Source organism: Acidobacteriota bacterium, assembly GCA_021161905.1.
Classification (GTDB): Bacteria; Acidobacteriota; B3-B38; order Guanabaribacteriales; family JAGGZT01; genus JAGGZT01.
Genome location: JAGGZT010000060.1, coordinates 14,659 through 33,625 on the forward strand (window position 1 = coordinate 14,659; position 18,967 = coordinate 33,625).

Below are 18,967 nucleotides of genomic sequence, written 5' to 3' on the forward strand. Positions count from 1 at the left end.
GATGTCGAAGGAGGAGAACTATCGCTGGCTTAAGGAGCGGGCGGAGAAGGAGGGGATGGTTCTTTTCGGGGTGGCTGATTTCACCCGCTACGATCGGGAACATTATCTTTCCCCAAAGGAGATAGAGGGGCTATCCTATGCCATCTCGATGGGGGTAAGGCTTTCTAAGGCGGTCCTCGCTGGTATTGAAGATGGTCCTACTCTCCTTTATTCCTGGCACTACCGCCAGGCGAACATCCAACTCGATAAAACCGCTTTCCTCATCGCCAACCTAATCCAGGAGAGAGGATATCGCAGTCTTCCCATTCCCGCTTCTCAGATCGTCGATTGGCGGAAACAGGTGGCACATCTCTCCCATAAGCATATCGCTCGCTTGGCAGGATTGGGCTGGATCGGTAGGAATAACCTCCTGGTAACCCCTGAATATGGGGCACAGGTGCGGTTGGTTACCGTTCTCACCGATCTCCCTTTGCCCGTGGCGGATAGAGTCTTGCCCTTTGGCTGTGGCGACTGTTTTTCCTGTATCTCTGCCTGTCCTGTATCTGCCCTGGGGGAAAGGGCAGAGGATTACTCCTTTGAACGATGTTTTGATAAATTGACCTATTTCTGTAAAAAGAAGAACCTGGGGCTTTATATCTGTGGGATATGCGTTAAGGCGTGCCCAGGAAGGGGGGTTAAGGATTAACCCGATCGAAAAATCCTATCCAATCAAGTCTATATTCCAAAGGACCAGTTAGTTCGCGAAAACCACCCCGCTTAAGGCGGGGGGATTGGTCCTTTACCTGGGAGAAAGTGGAGGAGAGCCACCGGGCTATGCCCTCGATCAACCTTCCCCGGTCCTCTTTTAGAATATCACGAGAAAGGCGGGTTTTTTCCCTTTCATTTATGGTAATCTTCTCTAAGAAGGGATAGGTCGCCGAGAGTTTCTCTTTCGTTTTTCTCAGATAGTAAAGGGTAATAAAGTCTCCTACTTCCTCCTTAAGTCTCGTTTCAATGAGTTGGATCGCCTGCATCAAAAGGGGCGCCACTATATCCCGGTTGGCAAGTAGGAGGGGGACCACCTCGTTCAGGGTTTCCATCACCTGTTGGTGCTGTTGGTTCACCTTTTCTATCCTCTCCGGAAGTTCGCTTTCCTCTGCCTGAGGCCAGGCTTTCTCTATCTTCTTGTATATCTGACCTTCACTTATCACCAAGGTGGTTATCCGCCCTTCCCCTGTGGTATAGAGTTCAGTTTGTATCTGATAGTTTTTCCCGCTTATCTCTATTGAGGAGAGGCGTCCCAGGGAGGAACCGCTCATCCCCGCTTCCAAAGCCGATGAGGGAGGTTTTTTCTCCCCCTCCTCTTCCTTTATTTCCCTCTTCGCCAGGTTAAATGGATATTGGATGATGACAAATTTCCCTTCCGTTAACTTGAGTAATTTCTCAATCGCCTCCTCTTCCCTTTTTCCACCAGCTTTTACCTCCTTGACCCTACCACCCTCAAATCGGATGACAAATTTATCGTTCCCTTCATTTATTAGCAGTTCGCCAGTCAAAAAGTTGTCCTCGCAACCTTTTATGAGCTCGGCGACGCTCAACTCGCTGAGTGTTCCTCCAATGAAGGAACTGCCCCCTTTGTCTCTTATTAGCTCCTCCTTTAAGAACAGTTCCACTCTCAGAGCAAGGTCTTTGGGGCGGAAGGGTTTTGTGAGATAATCATCGGCTCCCATTTTTAGGGCGTTTGCTATTAAGGGAAACCGGTCTTCCGGAGCAAGGATGATAACGGCAGGCCGAGGAGAGGATTTGAAGAAGAGAGGAAGAAGAGAGATATCCTCCTCCTCTGCTACATCAAGGACGACTATATCGGGAGGGTTCTCCTCCATCCTTTTCCCAGCATCCTTTATATTCTGCTCCAACTCCAATGAAAGAGGTAACTCGGAAAGGGCGCTTTCTGCCTTGGTCAAAACGACCCTTTCCCTTCCCGCAATAAGAACTCGTTTCTCGCTCATCTTTTTCCCTTTAGCGAACTTATTTTAGCAAAATAAATTATTTTGGGTCAAATAATCTTATTTCCCTTTCTTGACAGATGGGGGGTGTCTTGGGTAAACTTTAGCTCTATCCCCAAGCGATTGGGAAAGAGGAGCGAGATGTTTTTCCGATTTTTGTTGGTCTTCTTCTTTCTTATTACCCTTGTCTATTTTTTGAGGAACCTCGTTCACTATCTTCTCAAAGGATTGGGAGCAGGTAGGAAGGTGAGGGAGGCTGGGACAAAGAGGGAGATCCACGGGGGGCAAATGGTCAGGGATCCGGTATGCGGTATCTACCTTCCGAAAGACATAGCGATAAGAAAGGTTATCCAAGGTAAGGAGTTCTATTTCTGCTCCGAAGAGTGCAAAAAGAGGTTTACGAGTGATGGAAGGGTGGAGAGAGGTTGAAGCTTTGGTAAGAAGGAAGGGAAAGGAGCTTGCCTCCTTTTACCAGAGGTTTCTTCAAGATGAAGCGGGAGCGATCGTCAAGATAGCCGAGGTCATCTGGGGAGCTCTGGAGCAGGGGAGGAAAGTTCTCTTCTTTGGAAATGGGGGAAGTGCCGCTGATGCTCAGCACCTTGCTGGAGAGTTGGTGAACCGGGTTAAGGCCCCTCGGAAACCCCTTCCTGCTATGGCGTTAACGGTCAATTCGTCAGTGCTTACCTCGATCGCTAATGACCTCGATTATTCCCAGGTCTTCAGCCTCCAGATAGAGGCTTTGGGGAGAGAGGGCGATGTGGCGGTGGGGATAAGCACCTCCGGGCTTTCGGAGAATGTCATCGCCGGATTGCTCACCGCCCGAAAACTTGGGCTTATCACTGTGGGTTTCACGGGAAGGGATGGGGGAAGGCTGAAGGAGATAGTGGATCACCTCCTCCTCGTGCCCCATAAGGAAACTCCAAGGATCCAAGAAGGGCACATAACCGCCGGGCATCTCATCTGTGAACTGATAGAGGAAAGGTTGGTAAAGGGGAAGGAGGGGGAATGAGCAGGTATCGGATAAAACCGGTGGACTTAGGGAAGGGCAGATTCCGCTCCCTTTCGAGAAGAAGGAGTCTCGTTAATTCCTCGATGTTCGCCAACCCTCATCGTAAGGGGAGGTCCTTTCGTAAATTTATGGAATCACTTCCTGACATTCTGGGGGCAAAGGGTATCAGGACGCTTGCCGAAAGGATAGTTGCTGCAAGAAGGGGTGAGAAACCGGTCGTTTTGGCGATGGGTGCCCATCCCATCAAATGCGGCCTTTCCCCTATATTGATCGACCTTGTCGAGCGGGGGATCATCACCGGGGTGGCAATAAATGGAGCGGTGGCGATCCACGATATAGAGATCGCTCTTGCCGGGCATACCTCGGAGGATGTTGTGGCAGGTCTTTCCGATGGGATGTTTGGGATGACCAAGGAGCCTGGGGAGCTCTTTGCTAAGGCTTCTTCCCGGGTAATGGCGGAGGGAATAGGCTTTGGTGAGGCGTTGGGAGCGGAGTTGGAGGTGCTCTCTCCTCCTTATGGGAAGTACTCCCTCCTTCTTTCCTGTTATCGGAAGGAGGTGCCACTGACCGTCCATATAGCTATCGGAACGGATACGGTACATCTGAACCCGAGACTTTCCCCGAAGGGGATAGGTGAAGGGAGTCATATCGATTTCAGGTTGTTCATCTCCTTGGTATCCGAGCTTCCCGGAGGAGGGGTTTACCTCAATCTCGGTTCAGCAGTGGTTCTCCCCGAGGTTTTCCTTAAAGCAATAGCCTGGCTCAGGAATCAGGGAGTGGTTTTCTCCGGCTTCACTGTAGCGAGTTTCGATTTCATTCGCCAATATCGGGTGAAGGAGAATGTCCTCAAGAGACCTTGTGTGGAAGGAGGGGAGAGCATCGAGATAATCGGACACCATGAGCTCACCATCCCTTTACTTTCGGCGATGGTGGTGGAGCTTTGTGAGTGATGCTCCTTAAGGTTGGTCTTACCGGCGGTATTGCCTGTGGCAAAAGTACGGTGGCGGAAATGCTTTCCTCATTTGGTTGCTTCGTCTTCGATGCGGATAAGGAGGTGAGATCTCTTCTTGTGAAGGGCAGTCCTGTTTATAAAGAGGTCCTCTGCTCTTTTGGTGAAAAGATGTTGACGGATAAAGGAGAGATCGACAGGAGGAAGCTCGCCTCCCTCGTTTTCTCTAACGGGGAGAAGAGAAGAGAACTGGAGGAGATCATTCATCCTATGGTGATGGCGCGGGAGGAGGAATGGTGGCGGGAGCTCGATGCCATTCATCCTGAGGCGATAGCGGTTACCGATGCTCCACTCATTGTAGAGAAGGGGCTTATCAGTAGGTATCATCGGTTGGTAGTGGTTATCTCCTCTCCTTCACTACAGCTTGAGCGTCTGATGGAAAGGGGGTTGAGTAAAAAGGAGGCGGAGCTTCGGATGAGCGCTCAGCTTCCTTTAAAGGAGAAGGTGAGATATGCTCATTATGTGGTAGAAAATAATGGTGATCTAAGCGAGCTGAGGGAGAAGGTGGGGGCGCTTTACCACTTTCTTCTTTCCGAGCTTAAATCAATGAATCAATGAGGAAATGATATGGAGAAAAAAAACGCCGTATTCGAGGCGATGGTGGAGGTGGGCTTTTCCGCCTCCCATATGATAAAGGGTTATCCGGGGAACTGTGCTAAGCTTCACGGTCATAATTTTAAGGTCAGGGTATATGTTCGCTCTCAGGAACTTGATGAGTTGGGTCTGGTTATCGACTTCCGCATCTTAAAGAGAAGGACCGAGGAAATCCTGGCGGAACTCGACCATACCGTAATCAATGAACATCCCGACTTCAAGGGAGTAAACCCGAGCTCGGAGAACATCGCCCGGTGGCTTTTTGCTAAACTCTCCTCAGAGATAAACTCATCCCGCTACTTTCTCCATGCGGTTGAGGTGTGGGAATCGGATTCCTCCCGGGTGAGGTATTGGGAGGAGGGTTAAAGCTTTTCCTCCACAAAGGTATTCCACTCGTGACAATGGGGACATTTCCAGAGAAGTTCTGTGGTCTTATAACGACAGCGGATGCAGACATAGGGATCGATGAAAAATGCCTTTTCCTCCGATATCCGAAGGAAATCCTCGATATGTTCCTCTTTTTGCCAAGAGTGGAGAAGGCGAAGGAAGGCTTGATGAAGGGAGAGCGAGTGGGGCTTGGTCCGTAATGCCTCTACCAGGAGGGAGAAGGCTTCCTCATATTTTCCTTCTTCTTTTATTATCTCGGAAAGGGCAAGGCGGGAACGCCAATCCTTAGGATTCTTTTCTACCAATTCCTGAAGCATATCTTTAAGTCTCTCCTTATTCCCCAGCTTCTCATACCCCTTGGCAAGATACTCAAAGGCAAGGTAAGCCATCTGGGGGGAGACCGAGATTATCTTCTCCCAGGTAGCTACCGCTTTTTCTATCTCTCCCTGCTGATAATAGAGTTCACCAAGGCTGAGGTAGGCGGGATAGGTTTTCTTTTCAAGGGAGATTGCCCGCTCGAAGTGCTTTATCGCCTCCTTAACTCTACCTTCTTTCATCTCCCTTTTGCCCATCTCATTTTCGAGGAAGGCTAAGACGGTATAATCCCTCGAATTGGAGAGAGAGAGGACCCTTTCCTCAATAGCGTACGCCTTCTCCCAGTTCTCTATATTCTCGTAAAGTTTCTCCAGGTGGATTAAGGCAGCTATATTTGTGGGTTCCCGGTTGATCAGCTTCTCAAATATCTCTATTGCCCGGTCGATTATCCCCGCCTTCTTAAAATCCAAACCAAGGGAAAGGAGAGCCTGTGTTCGTTCCACCTCGAGGAGTGATGAGCGGTGAAGCACCGCCTGATGGATGCCGATCGCTCGCTCCACCTGCCCCTTTTCCCGGAATAGATCGCCCAAAGTGATGAATATTTCCACTGCCTCAGGGTTCAGTTTCGCTGCCTGGGATAACTCGAAAAGGGCGAGGTCGATATTCCCTGAGATGAGATAATTAAGCCCAAGGAGGTAGTTGGTTATCCCTTTCTTTTCCCGTCTTCTCTTTCTTCTCTCTGCCTGAGAGACAAAAGCACCCCAGATACGACCTAAGGCTATCCCCAGAAGGAGGATTATCAGGGCATACCAGAGGAAGAAACCGTATTCCTCAAACATCCAATCATTCCTCTTTTTTCTCGAGTGGAGAGGGGGTGTTCTTGTTTTCCTCTTCCTCCATCCACTGGGATATGGGTAGGTTTCTTAGTGAGTTAAGTTCCTCCTCTAAGGAGGAGATCCTCTTCTTGAGCGCAGAAAGCCTGAGTTTCAGCTTTATATGCTCGGCGATCCCTATCACACCGGCAATGATGATGCCGACTAAGATCGAGGTGAGCACTACGAAGATCAAGGGCACATCCTTTAAGGTTTTCCAGTAGAGGTTTATTGAGGAAACGGTCTCCTCCGAGTTAAGGATAGCTAAGGCAAGAAGCCCGAAGAAGAGAATTACTGCAAGCACCAGTTTAAAGATGTTCATTTCCTCCCTCCTTAATTGATCCCCTTGAAGATAGGGGTTATTATCTTACCCATCTTCCCTGTGCCTTTAAGATGAGTTCGATAACCTTCCTCACCGCCCCCCTCCCCCCAGGGGAGGAGGTAACCCAGTCCGCCTCCCGAATTAGCTCGCCAGGGGCATCGGCTACCGTTACCCCCAGCCCCGCTCTCCTTAGGAGCGGAAGGTCAACGAGGTCGTCCCCGATGAAGCAAACCTCATCAGGGCTGAGGGAAAACTGCGTCAAAAGCCTATCAAAAACTTTCTTCTTATCCTCCTTTCCTTGGATCACAAACGCCATGCCGAGCTCGTTTGCCCTTCGCTCAACCAGCTTTGAGTTCCTTCCTGAGATGATGCCCGTTCTCAGTCCGGCCTCTTCCGCCAGCCTTATAGCAAAGCCGTCTTTTACATTGAATGATTTTATCTCATCCCCTCTATCGGAATAGATGATGCTCCCGTCGGTAAGGACACCGTCGACATCGAGGACGATTAGTTTTATCCTCCGCGCTCTTCTCAAAAAACCAGCCAAGGTCAACATCCCTCTTCCTCCTTGATGATTGCATCTATCCTTTTGATCATAGTTATCAATGGAGGAAGTTCCTTTAGCGGACAGGCATTAGGTCCGTCGGAGAGGGCTTGCTCTGGGTTGTCGTGAACCTCCAAGAAGATCCCGTCCACCCCAGCAGCTACCCCAGCCCGAGCAAGGTAGGAGATCAGTTCCCGTTGCCCCCCAGACGATCTTCCCTTTCCCCCCGGGAGCTGAAGGCTATGGGTGATGTCGAAGACCACTGGGATCCCCTCCCTCCTTATTAAGGGAAAGCTCCTCATATCGACCACTAAATTGTTGTACCCAAAGACGGTTCCTCGCTCGGTGATCATCACCCGCTCGTTACCTACCGAGAGGGCTTTCTCCACAATATGGACGACATCCCAGGGAGCGAGGAACTGCCCCTTCTTTACATTTATTGCCTTACCCGTTCGTGCTGCCGCCACAATGAGATCGGTCTGACGGGAGAGGAAGGCGGGTATCTGAATCAGATCCGCCACCTCTGCCACTTTCTCCGCCTGATGGGGCTCATGGATATCAGTGGTAATGGGGAGGGCTAATTCCTCTTTTATTCGGCGGAGGATCCGTAAACCTTCCTTAAGACCGGGGCCACGGAAGGAGGTTATCGATGTGCGGTTCGCCTTGTCGAAGGAGGCTTTGAAGATGAAGGGGATCTCTTTTTCCTCGGTTATCCTCTTCAACCTCGCCCCAAGGGAGAATGAATGTTCCTCACTCTCGATCACACAGGGACCGGCTATCAGCAACAGTGGGTCTCCTCCTCCGATGGAAATGGTAGAGGTTATCCTTATCTTTCTTGTTTTCATCTTCCTTTTTTGTATCGATAAGCTGCCCGAATAAAACTGGTGAATAACGGATGGGGGAGGAGGGGCTTCGATTTAAGCTCCGGGTGAAACTGACATCCCAAAAACCAAGGGTGGTTCTCCACCTCCACTATCTCCACATAGTTCCCATCAGGGGAGATACCGCTGAGCTTGAGCCCCGCCTTTTCAAGGGTCTCTCGATATTCAATATTGAATTCATACCGGTGGCGATGCCGTTCATATATCACCTCTTGGTTGTAAGCCTTGTAGGCGATGGAAGCCTCATCCAACTTGCAGGGGTACTTCCCCAATCTCATCGTTCCTCCCATGTCGGTTACCCCTACCAGGTTAGGGAGAAGGTGGATGACGGGATGGGGTGTTTCCGGTTCGAACTCGGAGCTGTTTGCTTTGGTGAGGTGGGCTACATTCCGGGCGAATTCTATAACCGCGCACTGCATTCCGAGGCAGATACCGAAGAAGGGAACCTTCTTCTCTCTCGCGTAACCGACCGCAGTGATCATACCTTCTACCCCTCGCTTACCGAACCCACCGGGGACGAGAACCCCTGACACTGAAGAGAGAAACTTCTCCGGTCCCTCCTTTTCAATATCCTCCGCCTCGATCCATTCTATGTTCACCTTAAGGGAATCGGGGTAGCCTCCGTGATGAAGGGCTTCGATGAGGCTCTTGTAGGAATCGTGAAAGCCCACATATTTGCCTACCACTCCGATGGTAACCTCATCTTTAGGGTTTTTTATCCGGGCAACCAGCTCCTCCCAGGGGCGCATATCGGATTTCGTCTCCGGGAGCCCGAGGATTCTAATGATAGCCTCATCAAGGCCTTCCTTTCTGAAGACCAGAGGAATCTCGTAGATACAATCGACATCTTTAGCGGTTATAACCGCCTCCTCAGAGACATTACAGAAGAGGGCGATCTTTGATTTTATCTCCCGGGGAAGGAAGCGGTCGGTACGGCAGAGTATGATGTCGGGTTGGATCCCTATCTCTCGGAGCTCCTTCACACTGTGCTGGGTAGGCTTTGTCTTGAGCTCCTGGGAGGTTTTTATATAAGGGACAAGGGTCAGATGGATAAATACTGAGTTCCCTCGACCCAGCTCCTGACGAAGTTGACGGATCGCCTCGAGGAAGGGAAGACTTTCGATATCGCCTACCGTTCCTCCCACCTCTACTATCTTTATATCAGCCTTGTCTGCCTCCAGCGTGATGGAGTCCTTTATCTGGTCGGTAACATGGGGAATTACCTGCACCGTTTGCCCTAGGTAATCACCCCGGCGCTCTTTTTTTATCACTGCCTCATAGATCTGCCCCGAGGTGAAGTTGCTCGCCTTGCTCGTGGTATAGCTGGTGAACCTCTCGTAATGCCCCAGATCGAGATCCGCTTCCGCCCCATCGTCGGTTACATAGACCTCGCCGTGCTGGAAGGGGCTCATCGTTCCTGGGTCGACATTGAGGTAGGGGTCGAGTTTAAGGAAGCTTACCTTCAATCCTCGGCTCTCCAGGAGACAGCCGATGGAAGAGGCAGCGATCCCCTTACCTAAGGAGGAGATCACCCCACCGGTTACGAAGATATATTTTGTCTTCCTTTTTGTTCCCATTAGTCTTAGGTCCCACCTTTCCTTATTATCTCCCTCACTTGCTCCAGGTCCTCTTTTGTGTTCACCTCATAGGATGGATAGGAGGTGAGGGCGACCTTTATCCTATACCCATATTCCAGAATCCTTAATTGCTCCAGCCCTTCGATGAGCTCAAGGGGCGTTTGTTTAAGGGTTGAGTAGATGAGGAGAAACTCCCTCCGAAAGACATAAAGCCCGATATGGCGGAAGTAGTTCCTGAGGAACTCAGTGTGAGCAAGTAACCATTCCCTTTCTTTCCCTAAGGGAGCCCTCTTGGGATGAGGTATTGGGGCTCTACTGAAATAGAGAGCATATCCCGAATCATCGGTGACCACTTTTACTATATTGGGATTGAATATATCCTCCGGCCTTTTTATCCTCCTCTTCAATGTAGCCACTACCGCCTCCTTCTCCTCCTCGAGAGCAGAAATAGCTTCGGTTATTGCCTCCTTTGAGATCAGCGGTTCATCCCCCTGGATGTTCACCACGATCTCCATATCATCTCGCTTTTCCGCCACCTCCTTTACCCGATCGGTTCCGCTTTTGTGGTTTCTATCGGTCATCATCACCTTTCCGCCGAAGGAGCTTACCGCTTGATATATCCTCTCATCATCGGTGGCTACTATTAATTCGTCTATCTCCTCACACTGGGAAGCCCGTTCGTAGACCCATTGGATCATCGGTTTCCCCATAATGTCAGCCAGTGGTTTCCCCGGAAAGCGAGAGGAGTGATATCGGGCAGGGATCACCGCCAGTACCTTCTTCCCCTCGATCATCAGCGTACCGGTCCTCTCCTGTCAAAACCTTTTTTATCGTCAGTATCTTATTAAAAACCCATACTTAAGTCAAACATAAAAGTATGTCTTAACTCTTTAAGAAGCGAGGAGGATCCAGCCAAACTGCCAAAATAGTCTTGACAGCTTTCAATAAGTAAATTACCATATTCTATACCTTGAGGGAGGGAAATCTCCGAAGATTTTGTTGTTTGTTTCTCCCGGGGGGTTATTTTTAATCTAAGAAAGGATAGGTGATTCTTGGATGATCGGGGAGAAGATCGGGGTTTTGGGTACAAAGATAAGGTATGGAATCGCCAGGTTCTTCTCCCTTTTGAAGGTGAATCCGAGCGTACTTACCTTCATTGGTCTGGTGATAAATATCTACGCCGCTTTTCTTTTCGCCTCAGGAAGGATCAGGGTAGCAGGAATAATCGTACTCATCGCCGGTATCTTTGATATGGTAGATGGCACCCTGGCGAGGATCTCGGGGATGGTGAGCAGGTTCGGTTCCTTTTTTGATTCGGTTATCGACAGGTATTCCGATTTTATACTCTTTTCTGGTATAATTGTTCTCTACGCCCGGGTAGGGAGGATAGACAATCTGATTCTTACCAGCTTTGCTCTAATGGGAGCGATGATTACCAGTTATGCCAAGGCACGGGCGGAGAATCTTATAGAGAGTTGTAAGGTGGGGTTTATGGAGCGTCCAGAGCGGATTGTTATCTTAATATTGGGAGCGGTTTCCAATCATCTTTTGGTCGCCCTCTGGATATTGGCGGTGGGAACGAACATCACCGCTTTCCACCGGATATATCATACCTGGAGGGAGACCGAGAGGGTTTAATGGGTTCGGTAAAAACAATCGAAAGGGTAGGTGATATCAATGAGTGAAAAGAGCGGAGCGGTTAACCATCTTCCTAAGGCGGCGGGGCAACCGACTACCACCTATTTGGGAAGCCCAATCACTCCTATTCCTCCGGGGCTTCCTAAAAAGACAAAGTCCCTATGCCCGGAGTGTAAAAAGCTCCTCGACGCCGTCATCTTTGAGGAAGAGGGAAAGGTATGGATGGAGAAGGAGTGTCCCACTCATGGGAAATTCCGCGATCTCGTTTGGTCCGATGCTGAGCTCTATCTCAAGGCGGAAAAATGGTATTTTGGCGACAATAGAGGGCTTCTTAATCCAAAGGTGAAGAACGCTACTGTCTGCCCCTATCAATGTGGTTTGTGCAATCTCCACTTGAGCCATACGGTGATGGTGAATATAGACCTCACCAATCGCTGCGACCTTACCTGCCCTGTCTGCTTTGCCAATGCCAATGTCACCGGGTATGTGTATGAACCCTCCCTCGAGGAGGTTCGCACGATGTTGAAAGCGGTTCGAGATGAGCGACCGGTTGCCACCACTGTAGTCCAGTTCTCCGGAGGGGAGCCCACCATCTATCCTCGTTTCTTCGATGTGTTGAAGATGGCTAAGGAGCTTGGTTACAACCACCTCCAGATAGCGACTAACGGGCTTAATATGGCTGATCTTGAATTTGCCAAGAGGGCGAAGGAGGCAGGGCTCCATACGATATACCTCCAGTTCGATGGAGTAACCGACGATGTCTATATGAAGACGAGGGGGCTCAAGCTCTTCAAGACAAAGCTCAAGGCGATAGAGAACTGCAGGAAGGTAGGGATAATGGTTATCCTCGTTCCCACTATGATCAAGGGGGTAAACGACCATCAGGCGGGGGATATCGTCAAATTTGGTATCGAAAACGCCGATATCTGCCGAGGGGTAAGCTTTCAGCCAGTCGCCTTCACCGGAAGGATCTCCCGGAAGGAGAGGGAGAAACAAAGATACACTCTGACTGACTTAGCCTGGGATATCGAACGGCAGACAAACGGCATCCTGAGAGCGCGGGAGGATTGGTATCCCATCAGCTTCGTTGCTCCCTTCTCTCGCTTCTATAGTGCTGTTCGCGGCTATCCGGTGGCTACCCTTACCTGCCATCCCCATTGTTCCTTAGCCACTTATCTCATCATTAACCGGAAGGACCCAAGCAAATTCGTTCCCATCACACGGGTTATCGATGTAGAGGGGTTGCTTACCGAGATGGATAAGCTGGCGGAGAAAACCGAGACCTCACGGTTCAAGTCGTTTGCCAAGATAAAGGCGTTTAACAACCTGCGAAAGCACTTTAGATCGGAGAACGCACCTGAAGGGCTCACCTTCACCAAATTACTCGAATCGATCAACGGTCTTATGGACAAGGAGCTGAGGAAGGGGGGAGGGACCGAATGGATTGCCTTCCTCGTTGGGGGGATGCACTTTATGGATCTTTACAACTACGATGTAGAACGGGTAAAGCGATGTATCATCCACTACGCCACTCCTGATGGTTCTATCTATCCCTTCTGTACCTATAATGGTGGTCCTACCTTTAGGGAGAAGGTGGAGAAGAAATTCTCCATCCCTCTTGAGGAGTGGAAGAAAAAAATGGGCAAGAGCTAATCCCAAGCGATAAAGGAAACTTGCGTATATTTTGAAGGCGGCTTAAAAGCCGCCTTTTTATTACTCATATTTTAAAGCGTCTATCGGATCTTGCTTCGCTGCTCGGAAGGCAGGATAAAGTGAGCCAAGCACCCCTCCAATGATACCCAGTGCTCCAGCGATTAACATCCAGCGGAGGGTAATCTCTACGGTGAGGAGAGGGAATATCTTAATGATTATATGCCTTGCGATGTAAGCGGTGAGATATCCTACGAACACCCCTATAGTAGAGATAATGAGGGCTTCAATTACTATGTTCCTTATGATATAGTGTCTCGTTGCCCCTATTGCCTTCAGGATACCTATTTCCCGGGTCCGTTCAATTATTGCAGTGTACATAGCGAGAAGAATGGCAAGAAAACTGGCGATGACCGCCACCGCAGTGGTAGCGAGGTTAAGCGCCCTCAACCCTACTGCGCTTTTCGACAGTTCTTCAGTATAGGTGGAGATGATGTTTATCTGATATCCTTTGAATTCCTTCCTCAGTCTTTCCGCGACCTTCTCCGCTATTTGCTGGGAGGAACACTTTATGAAGAAGAGAGACACTTTCCCCGGAAACCCGAGGATATCTTGCAGGGTGGAAAGGGGCAAATAGATCATCGCCCCTACATTGGGTTTGCATATCCCTACCAAGGTAAATTGATGGTTGAAAATGGTGACCTTATCCCCTATCTTGAAGCCGGTTCTTTGAGTAAGTCTTTTGTCAAGGACGAGATCGTAAGGTCCTTGAAGAAACCTTCCCTCAAGTATCTCCAACCTTCTGCCTATTGGGGTAAATCCTTGTTCATCAATACCGAAGATATTGTGATAGAAGTTATCTATCTGTTTGGTGTTCCATACCAATATAGGAACCACCCCGGTTATGCCATTAATTTTAAGTAGGTGATTCTTTATCCCGATAGGCATAAGCGCCTTACTCAATCCGAGGAAGCTCGCTGCTCCCAATGGTTGAAAGAGGATGTCGCCACCGACATTCTCGATCGATTGAGCGTGATGGATCAGGGTTCCATTTGTCATCCCTACAAGCACGACGACCAAGGCAACACCTAAAGCAACGGCAGCAACGCTCACCATCGTCCTCGTTTTCTTTTGGGTGAGATTGGATATGGGAAAACAAACCATCTTTCTCCTCCTGAAAAATCCAAAGGTTAAGTATAGTATATCGATGGAAACGAAGCAAGGAAAATTTGGTAGCCTAATGGGTATTCCTTTCCTTGTTCAGCGTTTTTTCTCTCTGGTATAATGAATTTGGTTAAGATGAGGGAGGCTGGCGGTGATCCGCTTTGAAGATATTGCTGAAGAGGTGACTAAGCATCATAAGGACGCCGATGTTGGACTTCTAAGACGGGCTTATGTTTTCTCCGCCAAGGAGCATAAGGGACAGGTGAGAAGATCCGGCGAACCCTATCTCATCCATCCTTTGGCGGTAGCTATGATCCTTGCTCAGCTTAAGCTTGATCCAGTGGCAGTAGCGGTAGGGCTTCTTCACGATGTGGTGGAGGATGCTGGGGTATCGATGAAGAAGATCGAACAGTATTTCGGCTCTGAGGTGGCTTCGCTCGTTGATGGAGTGACCAAGATGAGCCGGCTTTCTTTCACCTCTCGAGAAGAACAACAGGCAGAATCCTTTAGGAAGATGCTTCTGGCGATGGCGAGAGATATAAGGGTGCTTTTGGTGAAGATAGCCGATCGGCTTCACAATATGCGCACCTTGCATCATCTTCCTGCTAAAGACCGGATAAGGGTAGCTCGGGAGACGATGGATATATATGTCCCCTTGACCAATCGATTGGGGATGCATCGGGTACAGACGGAGCTTGAAGATCTTGCCTTTCGTTATCTTCATCCTCGGATCTACCATACCCTGGCAGACAAGGTTGAGGAGGAGAAGAGGGTGAGCGCTTCTTTCATAAAGAAGGTTACCGATACAATAAAGAAAAAATTGGATGAGGCGGGAATATCAGCGAGTATTGAGGGCCGAGTGAAGAGTGTATACTCGTTATACCGGAAGATGATGCGTCAGGGAGTGAGTCTCGATCAGATCTATGATTATATCGCCTTTCGAGTGATCACCGATACGGTGGCCAATTGTTGGGGGGCGTTGGGGATCGTTCATAGCTTATGGACCCCTGTTCCCGGTAGGTTTCGGGATTATATTTCCACCCCTAAGCCGAACGGATATCAATCCCTCCACACCTCGGTAGTTACTAGGGAGGGTCAGGTTTTCGAGATCCAGATAAGGACCTGGGAGATGCACCGGGTAGCCGAGGAGGGGATTGCTGCCCACTGGGCATATAAGGAGGGGCGAAAGGCAACCATTGAGGATCGCAACTTTGTGTGGCTTCGTCATATAATCGAATGGCAACGGGAGGTAACCAATCCCAAGGAGTTTATGACTTCTCTTAAGTTCGATCTCTTCCCTGAGGAGGTATATGCCCTTACCCCTAAGGGGGAGGTCAAGACCTTTCCCCGGCGGGCTACCGCCCTTGATTTCGCTTACGCAGTCCATACGGAGATCGGTCATCAGGCGGTAGGGGCGAGGATAAATGGACGGGTCCTTCCCCTAAAGACTCAGCTCAAGCATGGTGATATCGTTGAGATCATTACCTTTCCTGATCATACCCCTACTATGGAGGCATTGAGGCATGTTTTTACCTCTCGGGCAAAGAACCATATAAGACGATATCTAAAGCAGAAAAGCCACCATCTACTCGAGGAATTGGGAAAGGAGGTTTTGTCCTCCCGGTTAAACGGGGGGGCAGATGAGTGGGCAGGGAGGTTGTTATCCGAGTGGGGATTGAGAAAGAGGGAGGAGCTTTTCCTTTTGGTGACATTGGGCAAGGTTCCCCTTCCCAAAGCCTCTTCCAAATCTTCCCAGAAATCCTTTTTGAAGAAGGATGAAGGGGTCCTTGATGGTAGGTTTGCCTTTTTTAGTCCCGGAGTGGTCAAAGGGAAAGGTTTCTACCTTCGTGCTCCTTGCTGTCTTCCTCTCCCCGGTGAAGAAGCTATGGGGGTGGAAATAGATGATGGTTTGGTTTTGGTCCATTCGAGTTATTGTGTTTGGTTTGAGCGGGCAGTTTCTGAGGAGGCGAGGGTCGGCAAGATCAAATGGGGAAAGGTGAATGAGGAAAGGCATAGGGTTAGAATAAGGTGTTATTTCTTAAATAGGGGAGAGATAGAGAAAAGGTTGGAGAGAAAGTTGGCTCTCATTAAAGGAAAGGTGGTAGAAAGGGTGGATTTTGAGGGTAGGGTGAGGTTTGATCTCGAATTCGAGATCAATAACTACAAAGAGTTTTCTAAAATAGCCAAACAGCTCTCGAGGTTAGGAGGGTTTTTAGGGTTTGAGAGAATGGCTCTTTAAAATCTTTTAAGGAGGGGAGATTATGGGTAAGGAGATTATTGAAACGAGTAAAGCTCCTGAACCGATAGGTCCTTATTCTCAAGCTGTCAAGGTAGGAAATCTGGTTTTTGTTTCAGGGCAGGTGGCAATAGACCCTAAAACGGGGAAGTTGCATTCAGGTTCTTTAAAGGAGCAGGTAGAGATAATTATGAGGAATATTGGGAATATCCTTAAGGTAGCGGGGGGAGGTTTGGAAGACATAGTTCAAACTACCATCTATCTCAGCGATATTTCTAAGTTCTCTGAGGTGAACAAAGCATATGCTTCCTTTTTCCAACGGGATTATCCTGCCCGGGTAACGGTAGGAGTTTCCTCTCTTCCCGGTGGGGCAGAGGTTGAGATAGCGGTTATCGCTTTTATCCCTTAACCGGCTTTTTTCACCTTACCCGACTTTAAACACCGGGTGCAGATCCATATTTTCTTGGGAACCCCTGCTACCAGCGCTCTTACCCGCTGGAGGTTGGGACGCCATTTTCTATTGGTCAGGTTGTGGGCATGGCTTATATTATGCCCGAATTGAAGTCCCTTTCCACAGATAGCGCAGCGTCTTGCCATTTTTTAACCCCCTTAGGCATTCGTTATTTAAAGGAAACTTATAGTATCAATTTTTTTTATCCAAGGCAACAATTTTTTATGGGTTGAACAAGCAGTATACATTCTTCTTCTACTAAATATACGATATTTGTAGTTTTTTGCCACAATATATTGTATCCTATTGAAAAATAAAGATTTTTTGCATTTTTTTCTTGACAAGGGGTAGATAGTGGTATATAGTAAACTTATCTCAAGGATAGACTACTATGGAATACTATACTACAGCACAAGTAGCTCGGATTATTGGTATTACCAAGAAGACCCTTTATACCTGGTTGAAGAAGGGGAAGATCCCGGAGCCAGATCGTGATTACCGTAATTATCGCATCTGGACTGAGGAGGATATAAAAAACTGCTTGAGCTATAAGAACCGGCGAATACCGGGTGGCAAGCGGGTGCAAGAGGCGGAGAAGAGTTCAGGTAAGAGGTAGAGGAGAGAGGGCTGTTTTGCAAGGATGGGAAAGGGTTAGCTAAAGAGTTTTAAGGAGGTAGAGAGTGGCTCTCTTTGGTAAGGTTCGGAGATTAGTCGGACTGGATATTGGATCCAGTTCGGTAAAACTGGTGGAGCTTAAGAGATTGGGCAAAGGGGGGATGGGTTATCAATTGGTTAACCTCGGTTTGGAAGAGCTTCCTCCGGAGACGATAGTGGATGGAGCAATTATGGATTCCGGGGTGGTAATTGATTCGATAAACCGTCTTTTCTCGGAGAATAGGATCAAATTAAAGGATGTGGCTACCTCTATCTCTGGAAGCTCTGTTATAATAAGGAAGATAGTAATGCCAGCGATGAGTGATGAAGAGCTGGCTGAATCCATTCCTTGGGAAGCGGAACAATACATCCCCTTTGATATTGGTGAGGTGAGTATAGACTATCAGATTGTAGAGCGCACCAGCTCGATGGAAGGGGAGAATATGTCCGTCATCCTGGTAGCGGTTAAGAAGGACAAGATCAATGAGTATACCGCGGTTATCAGTCAGGCGGGTAAGAACCCGGTGGTGGTGGATGTTGACGCCTTTGCTCTCGAGAACGCTTATGAGATTAATTATCCTGAGGATAAGGACAAGGTAGTAGCCCTTATAAATATAGGCGCTTCAGTGACCAATGTTACCATTCTTCAGCGGGGGACCCCCGAATTTTGGCGAGATATATCTATGGGGGGCAATCAGTATACCGAAGCCATTCAGCGAGAGCTCGGCTTGAGCTTTGATCAGGCGGAGAACCTGAAGAAGGGGTTTGAGATAGAGGGAGTGCCGGCAGAAAGGGTGATCCCGGTAATAAATTCGGTTTCCGCTAATATGGTTAAGGAGGTCCAAAAGACGCTTGATTTCTTCCAGGTCACCTCGTTGGATAAGATCGTCATCTCCGGCGGTGCCTCTAAGACTATAGGGCTCGACCAGATACTCTCCGAGAGATTTAGCACCCCAGTGGAGATAATGAACCCCTTCCGGGCTCTTGAGTATAATCCCAAAGATTTTGATGCCGAATATTTAAACGAGATAGCTCCCAATTTTGCCATTGCCGTCGGTCTTGGGTTAAGGGAATTGGGGGATAAAGAATGATAAAGATAAACCTGTTACGAGAGGAGTTAGAGCCTCAGAAGAAACCGGCTGTTGAGGTTAGTCAGCAAAGGAGGAATCTGCTCTTCGTTTTGCTGGTGGTGGGAGCGGTTGCTTTTTTGGGATATCGTTGGTTTACCTTGAATAGCAGGTTGAACGAGATGAACCGGAGGATAAACTTGGCACAGAGGGAGAAGGCGAACTTGGCTACCATAATAGAGGAGGTTCATCGGTACGACCAGAGAAGGAAGGAACTGGAGAGGAAGCTCAATCTTATCCTTCAGCTCCAGAAAAACAGAACGGGACCGGTGGAGTTGTTAAAGGAGGTTGCCTATCTTCTGCCTCCCCAGCTTTGGTTTACCTCTTTGATTCAACGGGGCAATGCGGTTACCATCGAAGGGGATGCTATCTCTTACAATGCTATCGCCGATTTTCTTAAGAATTTGGATAGTTCTCCCTATGTAGCCAAAGGGAGCGTTGACCTTTTGGAAGCAGTGGAGGCAGCGGGGGGGATTAAAAGGTTTTCCTTGACCTTTGTCTTCACTATTCCTAAATCGTCTCAAGCGTCTTCGGTGGCTGAATAAGGAGGTAACT

At 48.8% G+C, this 18,967-nt stretch carries 22 protein-coding genes; 13 read left to right on the forward strand and 9 right to left on the reverse strand.

The features are described 5' to 3' along the window. Position 1: 1 nt before the first annotated feature. On the forward strand, positions 2–685 hold the full coding sequence (locus J7L64_08185; GenBank protein MCD6452320.1) for an epoxyqueuosine reductase: 684 nt from the start codon (positions 2–4) through the stop codon (positions 683–685). Here the strand turns inward: J7L64_08185 and J7L64_08190 are convergent. Then, positions 675–1,988, reverse strand: a complete 1,314-nt coding sequence (locus J7L64_08190) for a response regulator (protein MCD6452321.1) — start codon at positions 1,986–1,988, stop codon at positions 675–677. The genes J7L64_08185 and J7L64_08190 overlap by 11 nt on opposite strands. 138 nt (positions 1,989–2,126) lie before the next feature. On the opposite strand from J7L64_08190, the gene J7L64_08195 reads away from it, so the two are divergent. Genes J7L64_08195 through queD form a run of 5 tightly spaced genes read left to right on the forward strand, consistent with a single transcriptional unit; the run spans position 2,127 to position 4,963 of the window. Next, the gene (locus J7L64_08195) at positions 2,127–2,414 is read left to right on the forward strand and encodes a YHS domain-containing protein (GenBank protein ID MCD6452322.1); all 288 of its coding nucleotides are present in this window, start codon (positions 2,127–2,129) and stop codon (positions 2,412–2,414) included. After that, on the forward strand, positions 2,392–2,994 hold the full coding sequence (locus J7L64_08200; protein ID MCD6452323.1) for a D-sedoheptulose 7-phosphate isomerase: 603 nt from the start codon (positions 2,392–2,394) through the stop codon (positions 2,992–2,994). The genes J7L64_08195 and J7L64_08200 overlap by 23 nt, the downstream gene beginning before the upstream one ends. Then, positions 2,991–3,944 carry a hypothetical protein gene (locus J7L64_08205; GenBank protein ID MCD6452324.1) on the forward strand — a complete coding sequence of 318 codons (954 nt, stop codon included), beginning with the start codon at positions 2,991–2,993 and terminating at the stop codon, positions 3,942–3,944. The genes J7L64_08200 and J7L64_08205 overlap by 4 nt, the downstream gene beginning before the upstream one ends. Further along, positions 3,941–4,561: a dephospho-CoA kinase gene (locus J7L64_08210; protein MCD6452325.1), complete on the forward strand. Its 621-nt coding sequence runs from the start codon at positions 3,941–3,943 to the stop codon at positions 4,559–4,561. Before J7L64_08205 ends, J7L64_08210 begins: the two co-directional genes overlap by 4 nt. A gap of 39 nt (positions 4,562–4,600) precedes the next feature. Beyond that, on the forward strand, positions 4,601–4,963 hold the full coding sequence (gene queD / locus J7L64_08215; protein ID MCD6452326.1) for a 6-carboxytetrahydropterin synthase QueD: 363 nt from the start codon (positions 4,601–4,603) through the stop codon (positions 4,961–4,963). Here the strand turns inward: queD and J7L64_08220 are convergent. Genes J7L64_08220 through kdsB form a run of 6 tightly spaced genes read right to left on the reverse strand, consistent with a single transcriptional unit; the run spans position 4,960 to position 10,286 of the window. Further along, complete coding sequence (locus tag J7L64_08220) at positions 4,960–6,138, reverse strand: tetratricopeptide repeat protein (protein ID MCD6452327.1); 1,179 nt, start codon at positions 6,136–6,138, stop codon at positions 4,960–4,962. The two genes, queD and J7L64_08220, sit on opposite strands and share 4 nt — an antisense overlap. Positions 6,139–6,142: 4 nt before the next feature. Beyond that, positions 6,143–6,493, reverse strand: coding sequence for a DUF1049 domain-containing protein (locus tag J7L64_08225; protein MCD6452328.1), 351 nt, complete (start codon positions 6,491–6,493; stop codon positions 6,143–6,145). A 40-nt stretch (positions 6,494–6,533) separates the two neighbouring features. After that, positions 6,534–7,046 (reverse strand): HAD-IIIA family hydrolase, encoded by a 513-nt coding sequence (locus J7L64_08230; protein MCD6452329.1) that lies wholly within the window; start codon positions 7,044–7,046, stop codon positions 6,534–6,536. Beyond that, positions 7,040–7,879 (reverse strand): 3-deoxy-8-phosphooctulonate synthase, encoded by an 840-nt coding sequence (kdsA, locus tag J7L64_08235; protein MCD6452330.1) that lies wholly within the window; start codon positions 7,877–7,879, stop codon positions 7,040–7,042. Before kdsA ends, J7L64_08230 begins: the two co-directional genes overlap by 7 nt. Further along, positions 7,876–9,492 carry a CTP synthase gene (locus J7L64_08240; GenBank protein MCD6452331.1) on the reverse strand — a complete coding sequence of 539 codons (1,617 nt, stop codon included), beginning with the start codon at positions 9,490–9,492 and terminating at the stop codon, positions 7,876–7,878. The genes kdsA and J7L64_08240 overlap by 4 nt, the downstream gene beginning before the upstream one ends. A 5-nt stretch (positions 9,493–9,497) precedes the next feature. Further along, positions 9,498–10,286 carry a 3-deoxy-manno-octulosonate cytidylyltransferase gene (kdsB, locus tag J7L64_08245; GenBank protein ID MCD6452332.1) on the reverse strand — a complete coding sequence of 263 codons (789 nt, stop codon included), beginning with the start codon at positions 10,284–10,286 and terminating at the stop codon, positions 9,498–9,500. Between the two features lie 262 nt (positions 10,287–10,548). Between kdsB and J7L64_08250 the strand changes: the two genes are divergently transcribed. Together J7L64_08250 and J7L64_08255 are read left to right on the forward strand one after the other, a co-directional pair. Beyond that, complete coding sequence (locus J7L64_08250) at positions 10,549–11,130, forward strand: CDP-alcohol phosphatidyltransferase family protein (GenBank protein ID MCD6452333.1); 582 nt, start codon at positions 10,549–10,551, stop codon at positions 11,128–11,130. A 39-nt stretch (positions 11,131–11,169) separates the two neighbouring features. Further along, positions 11,170–12,783, forward strand: a complete 1,614-nt coding sequence (locus tag J7L64_08255) for a radical SAM protein (GenBank protein ID MCD6452334.1) — start codon at positions 11,170–11,172, stop codon at positions 12,781–12,783. A 60-nt stretch (positions 12,784–12,843) separates the two neighbouring features. On the opposite strand, the gene J7L64_08260 is transcribed toward J7L64_08255, so the two are convergent. Next, the gene (locus tag J7L64_08260; GenBank protein ID MCD6452335.1) at positions 12,844–13,944 is read right to left on the reverse strand and encodes an ABC transporter permease; all 1,101 of its coding nucleotides are present in this window, start codon (positions 13,942–13,944) and stop codon (positions 12,844–12,846) included. A gap of 151 nt (positions 13,945–14,095) precedes the next feature. Here J7L64_08260 and J7L64_08265 point away from each other — a divergent pair, with 151 nt between their 5' ends. Together J7L64_08265 and J7L64_08270 are read left to right on the forward strand one after the other, a co-directional pair. Beyond that, positions 14,096–16,183: a bifunctional (p)ppGpp synthetase/guanosine-3',5'-bis(diphosphate) 3'-pyrophosphohydrolase gene (locus tag J7L64_08265; protein ID MCD6452336.1), complete on the forward strand. Its 2,088-nt coding sequence runs from the start codon at positions 14,096–14,098 to the stop codon at positions 16,181–16,183. Positions 16,184–16,205: 22 nt separating this feature from the next. Next, positions 16,206–16,589: a hypothetical protein gene (locus tag J7L64_08270; GenBank protein MCD6452337.1), complete on the forward strand. Its 384-nt coding sequence runs from the start codon at positions 16,206–16,208 to the stop codon at positions 16,587–16,589. Here J7L64_08270 and J7L64_08275 read toward each other — a convergent pair. Further along, entirely contained in the window at positions 16,586–16,777 is a 192-nt protein-coding gene (locus J7L64_08275) for a 50S ribosomal protein L28 (protein MCD6452338.1), read from the reverse strand. The two genes, J7L64_08270 and J7L64_08275, sit on opposite strands and share 4 nt — an antisense overlap. Positions 16,778–17,022: 245 nt before the next feature. Between J7L64_08275 and J7L64_08280 the strand changes: the two genes are divergently transcribed. The 3 genes from J7L64_08280 (at position 17,023) to J7L64_08290 (ending at position 18,957) form a co-directional block, all read left to right on the forward strand. Further along, a complete protein-coding gene (locus tag J7L64_08280) occupies positions 17,023–17,247 on the forward strand; it encodes a MerR family transcriptional regulator (protein ID MCD6452339.1) in 225 nt (74 codons plus the stop codon). Positions 17,248–17,311: 64 nt separating this feature from the next. After that, positions 17,312–18,376: a type IV pilus assembly protein PilM gene (pilM, locus tag J7L64_08285; GenBank protein MCD6452340.1), complete on the forward strand. Its 1,065-nt coding sequence runs from the start codon at positions 17,312–17,314 to the stop codon at positions 18,374–18,376. Next, positions 18,373–18,957 carry a PilN domain-containing protein gene (locus J7L64_08290; protein ID MCD6452341.1) on the forward strand — a complete coding sequence of 195 codons (585 nt, stop codon included), beginning with the start codon at positions 18,373–18,375 and terminating at the stop codon, positions 18,955–18,957. The genes pilM and J7L64_08290 overlap by 4 nt, the downstream gene beginning before the upstream one ends. Positions 18,958–18,967: the final 10 nt, after the last annotated feature.

Bases quoted from the DNA above. Each gene is read 5' to 3' on its own strand.
- J7L64_08190 (MCD6452321.1), bottom strand. From the start codon at position 1,988: ATGAGCGAGAAACGAGTTCTTATTGCGGGAAGGGAAAGGGTCGTTTTG.
- J7L64_08280 (MCD6452339.1), top strand. From the start codon at position 17,023: ATGGAATACTATACTACAGCACAAGTAGCTCGGATTATTGGTATTACC.
- J7L64_08240 (MCD6452331.1), bottom strand. From the start codon at position 9,492: ATGGGAACAAAAAGGAAGACAAAATATATCTTCGTAACCGGTGGGGTG.
- J7L64_08205 (MCD6452324.1), top strand. From the start codon at position 2,991: ATGAGCAGGTATCGGATAAAACCGGTGGACTTAGGGAAGGGCAGATTC.
- J7L64_08220 (MCD6452327.1), bottom strand. From the start codon at position 6,138: ATGTTTGAGGAATACGGTTTCTTCCTCTGGTATGCCCTGATAATCCTC.
- J7L64_08230 (MCD6452329.1), bottom strand. From the start codon at position 7,046: ATGTTGACCTTGGCTGGTTTTTTGAGAAGAGCGCGGAGGATAAAACTA.
- J7L64_08195 (MCD6452322.1), top strand. From the start codon at position 2,127: ATGTTTTTCCGATTTTTGTTGGTCTTCTTCTTTCTTATTACCCTTGTC.
- J7L64_08270 (MCD6452337.1), top strand. From the start codon at position 16,206: ATGGGTAAGGAGATTATTGAAACGAGTAAAGCTCCTGAACCGATAGGT.
- J7L64_08290 (MCD6452341.1), top strand. From the start codon at position 18,373: ATGATAAAGATAAACCTGTTACGAGAGGAGTTAGAGCCTCAGAAGAAA.
- J7L64_08185 (MCD6452320.1), top strand. From the start codon at position 2: ATGTCGAAGGAGGAGAACTATCGCTGGCTTAAGGAGCGGGCGGAGAAG.
- kdsA (MCD6452330.1), bottom strand. From the start codon at position 7,879: ATGAAAACAAGAAAGATAAGGATAACCTCTACCATTTCCATCGGAGGA.
- J7L64_08250 (MCD6452333.1), top strand. From the start codon at position 10,549: ATGATCGGGGAGAAGATCGGGGTTTTGGGTACAAAGATAAGGTATGGA.
- J7L64_08260 (MCD6452335.1), bottom strand. From the start codon at position 13,944: ATGGTTTGTTTTCCCATATCCAATCTCACCCAAAAGAAAACGAGGACG.
- J7L64_08255 (MCD6452334.1), top strand. From the start codon at position 11,170: ATGAGTGAAAAGAGCGGAGCGGTTAACCATCTTCCTAAGGCGGCGGGG.
- kdsB (MCD6452332.1), bottom strand. From the start codon at position 10,286: ATGATCGAGGGGAAGAAGGTACTGGCGGTGATCCCTGCCCGATATCAC.
- queD (MCD6452326.1), top strand. From the start codon at position 4,601: ATGGTGGAGGTGGGCTTTTCCGCCTCCCATATGATAAAGGGTTATCCG.
- J7L64_08275 (MCD6452338.1), bottom strand. From the start codon at position 16,777: ATGGCAAGACGCTGCGCTATCTGTGGAAAGGGACTTCAATTCGGGCAT.
- J7L64_08225 (MCD6452328.1), bottom strand. From the start codon at position 6,493: ATGAACATCTTTAAACTGGTGCTTGCAGTAATTCTCTTCTTCGGGCTT.
- J7L64_08200 (MCD6452323.1), top strand. From the start codon at position 2,392: ATGGAAGGGTGGAGAGAGGTTGAAGCTTTGGTAAGAAGGAAGGGAAAG.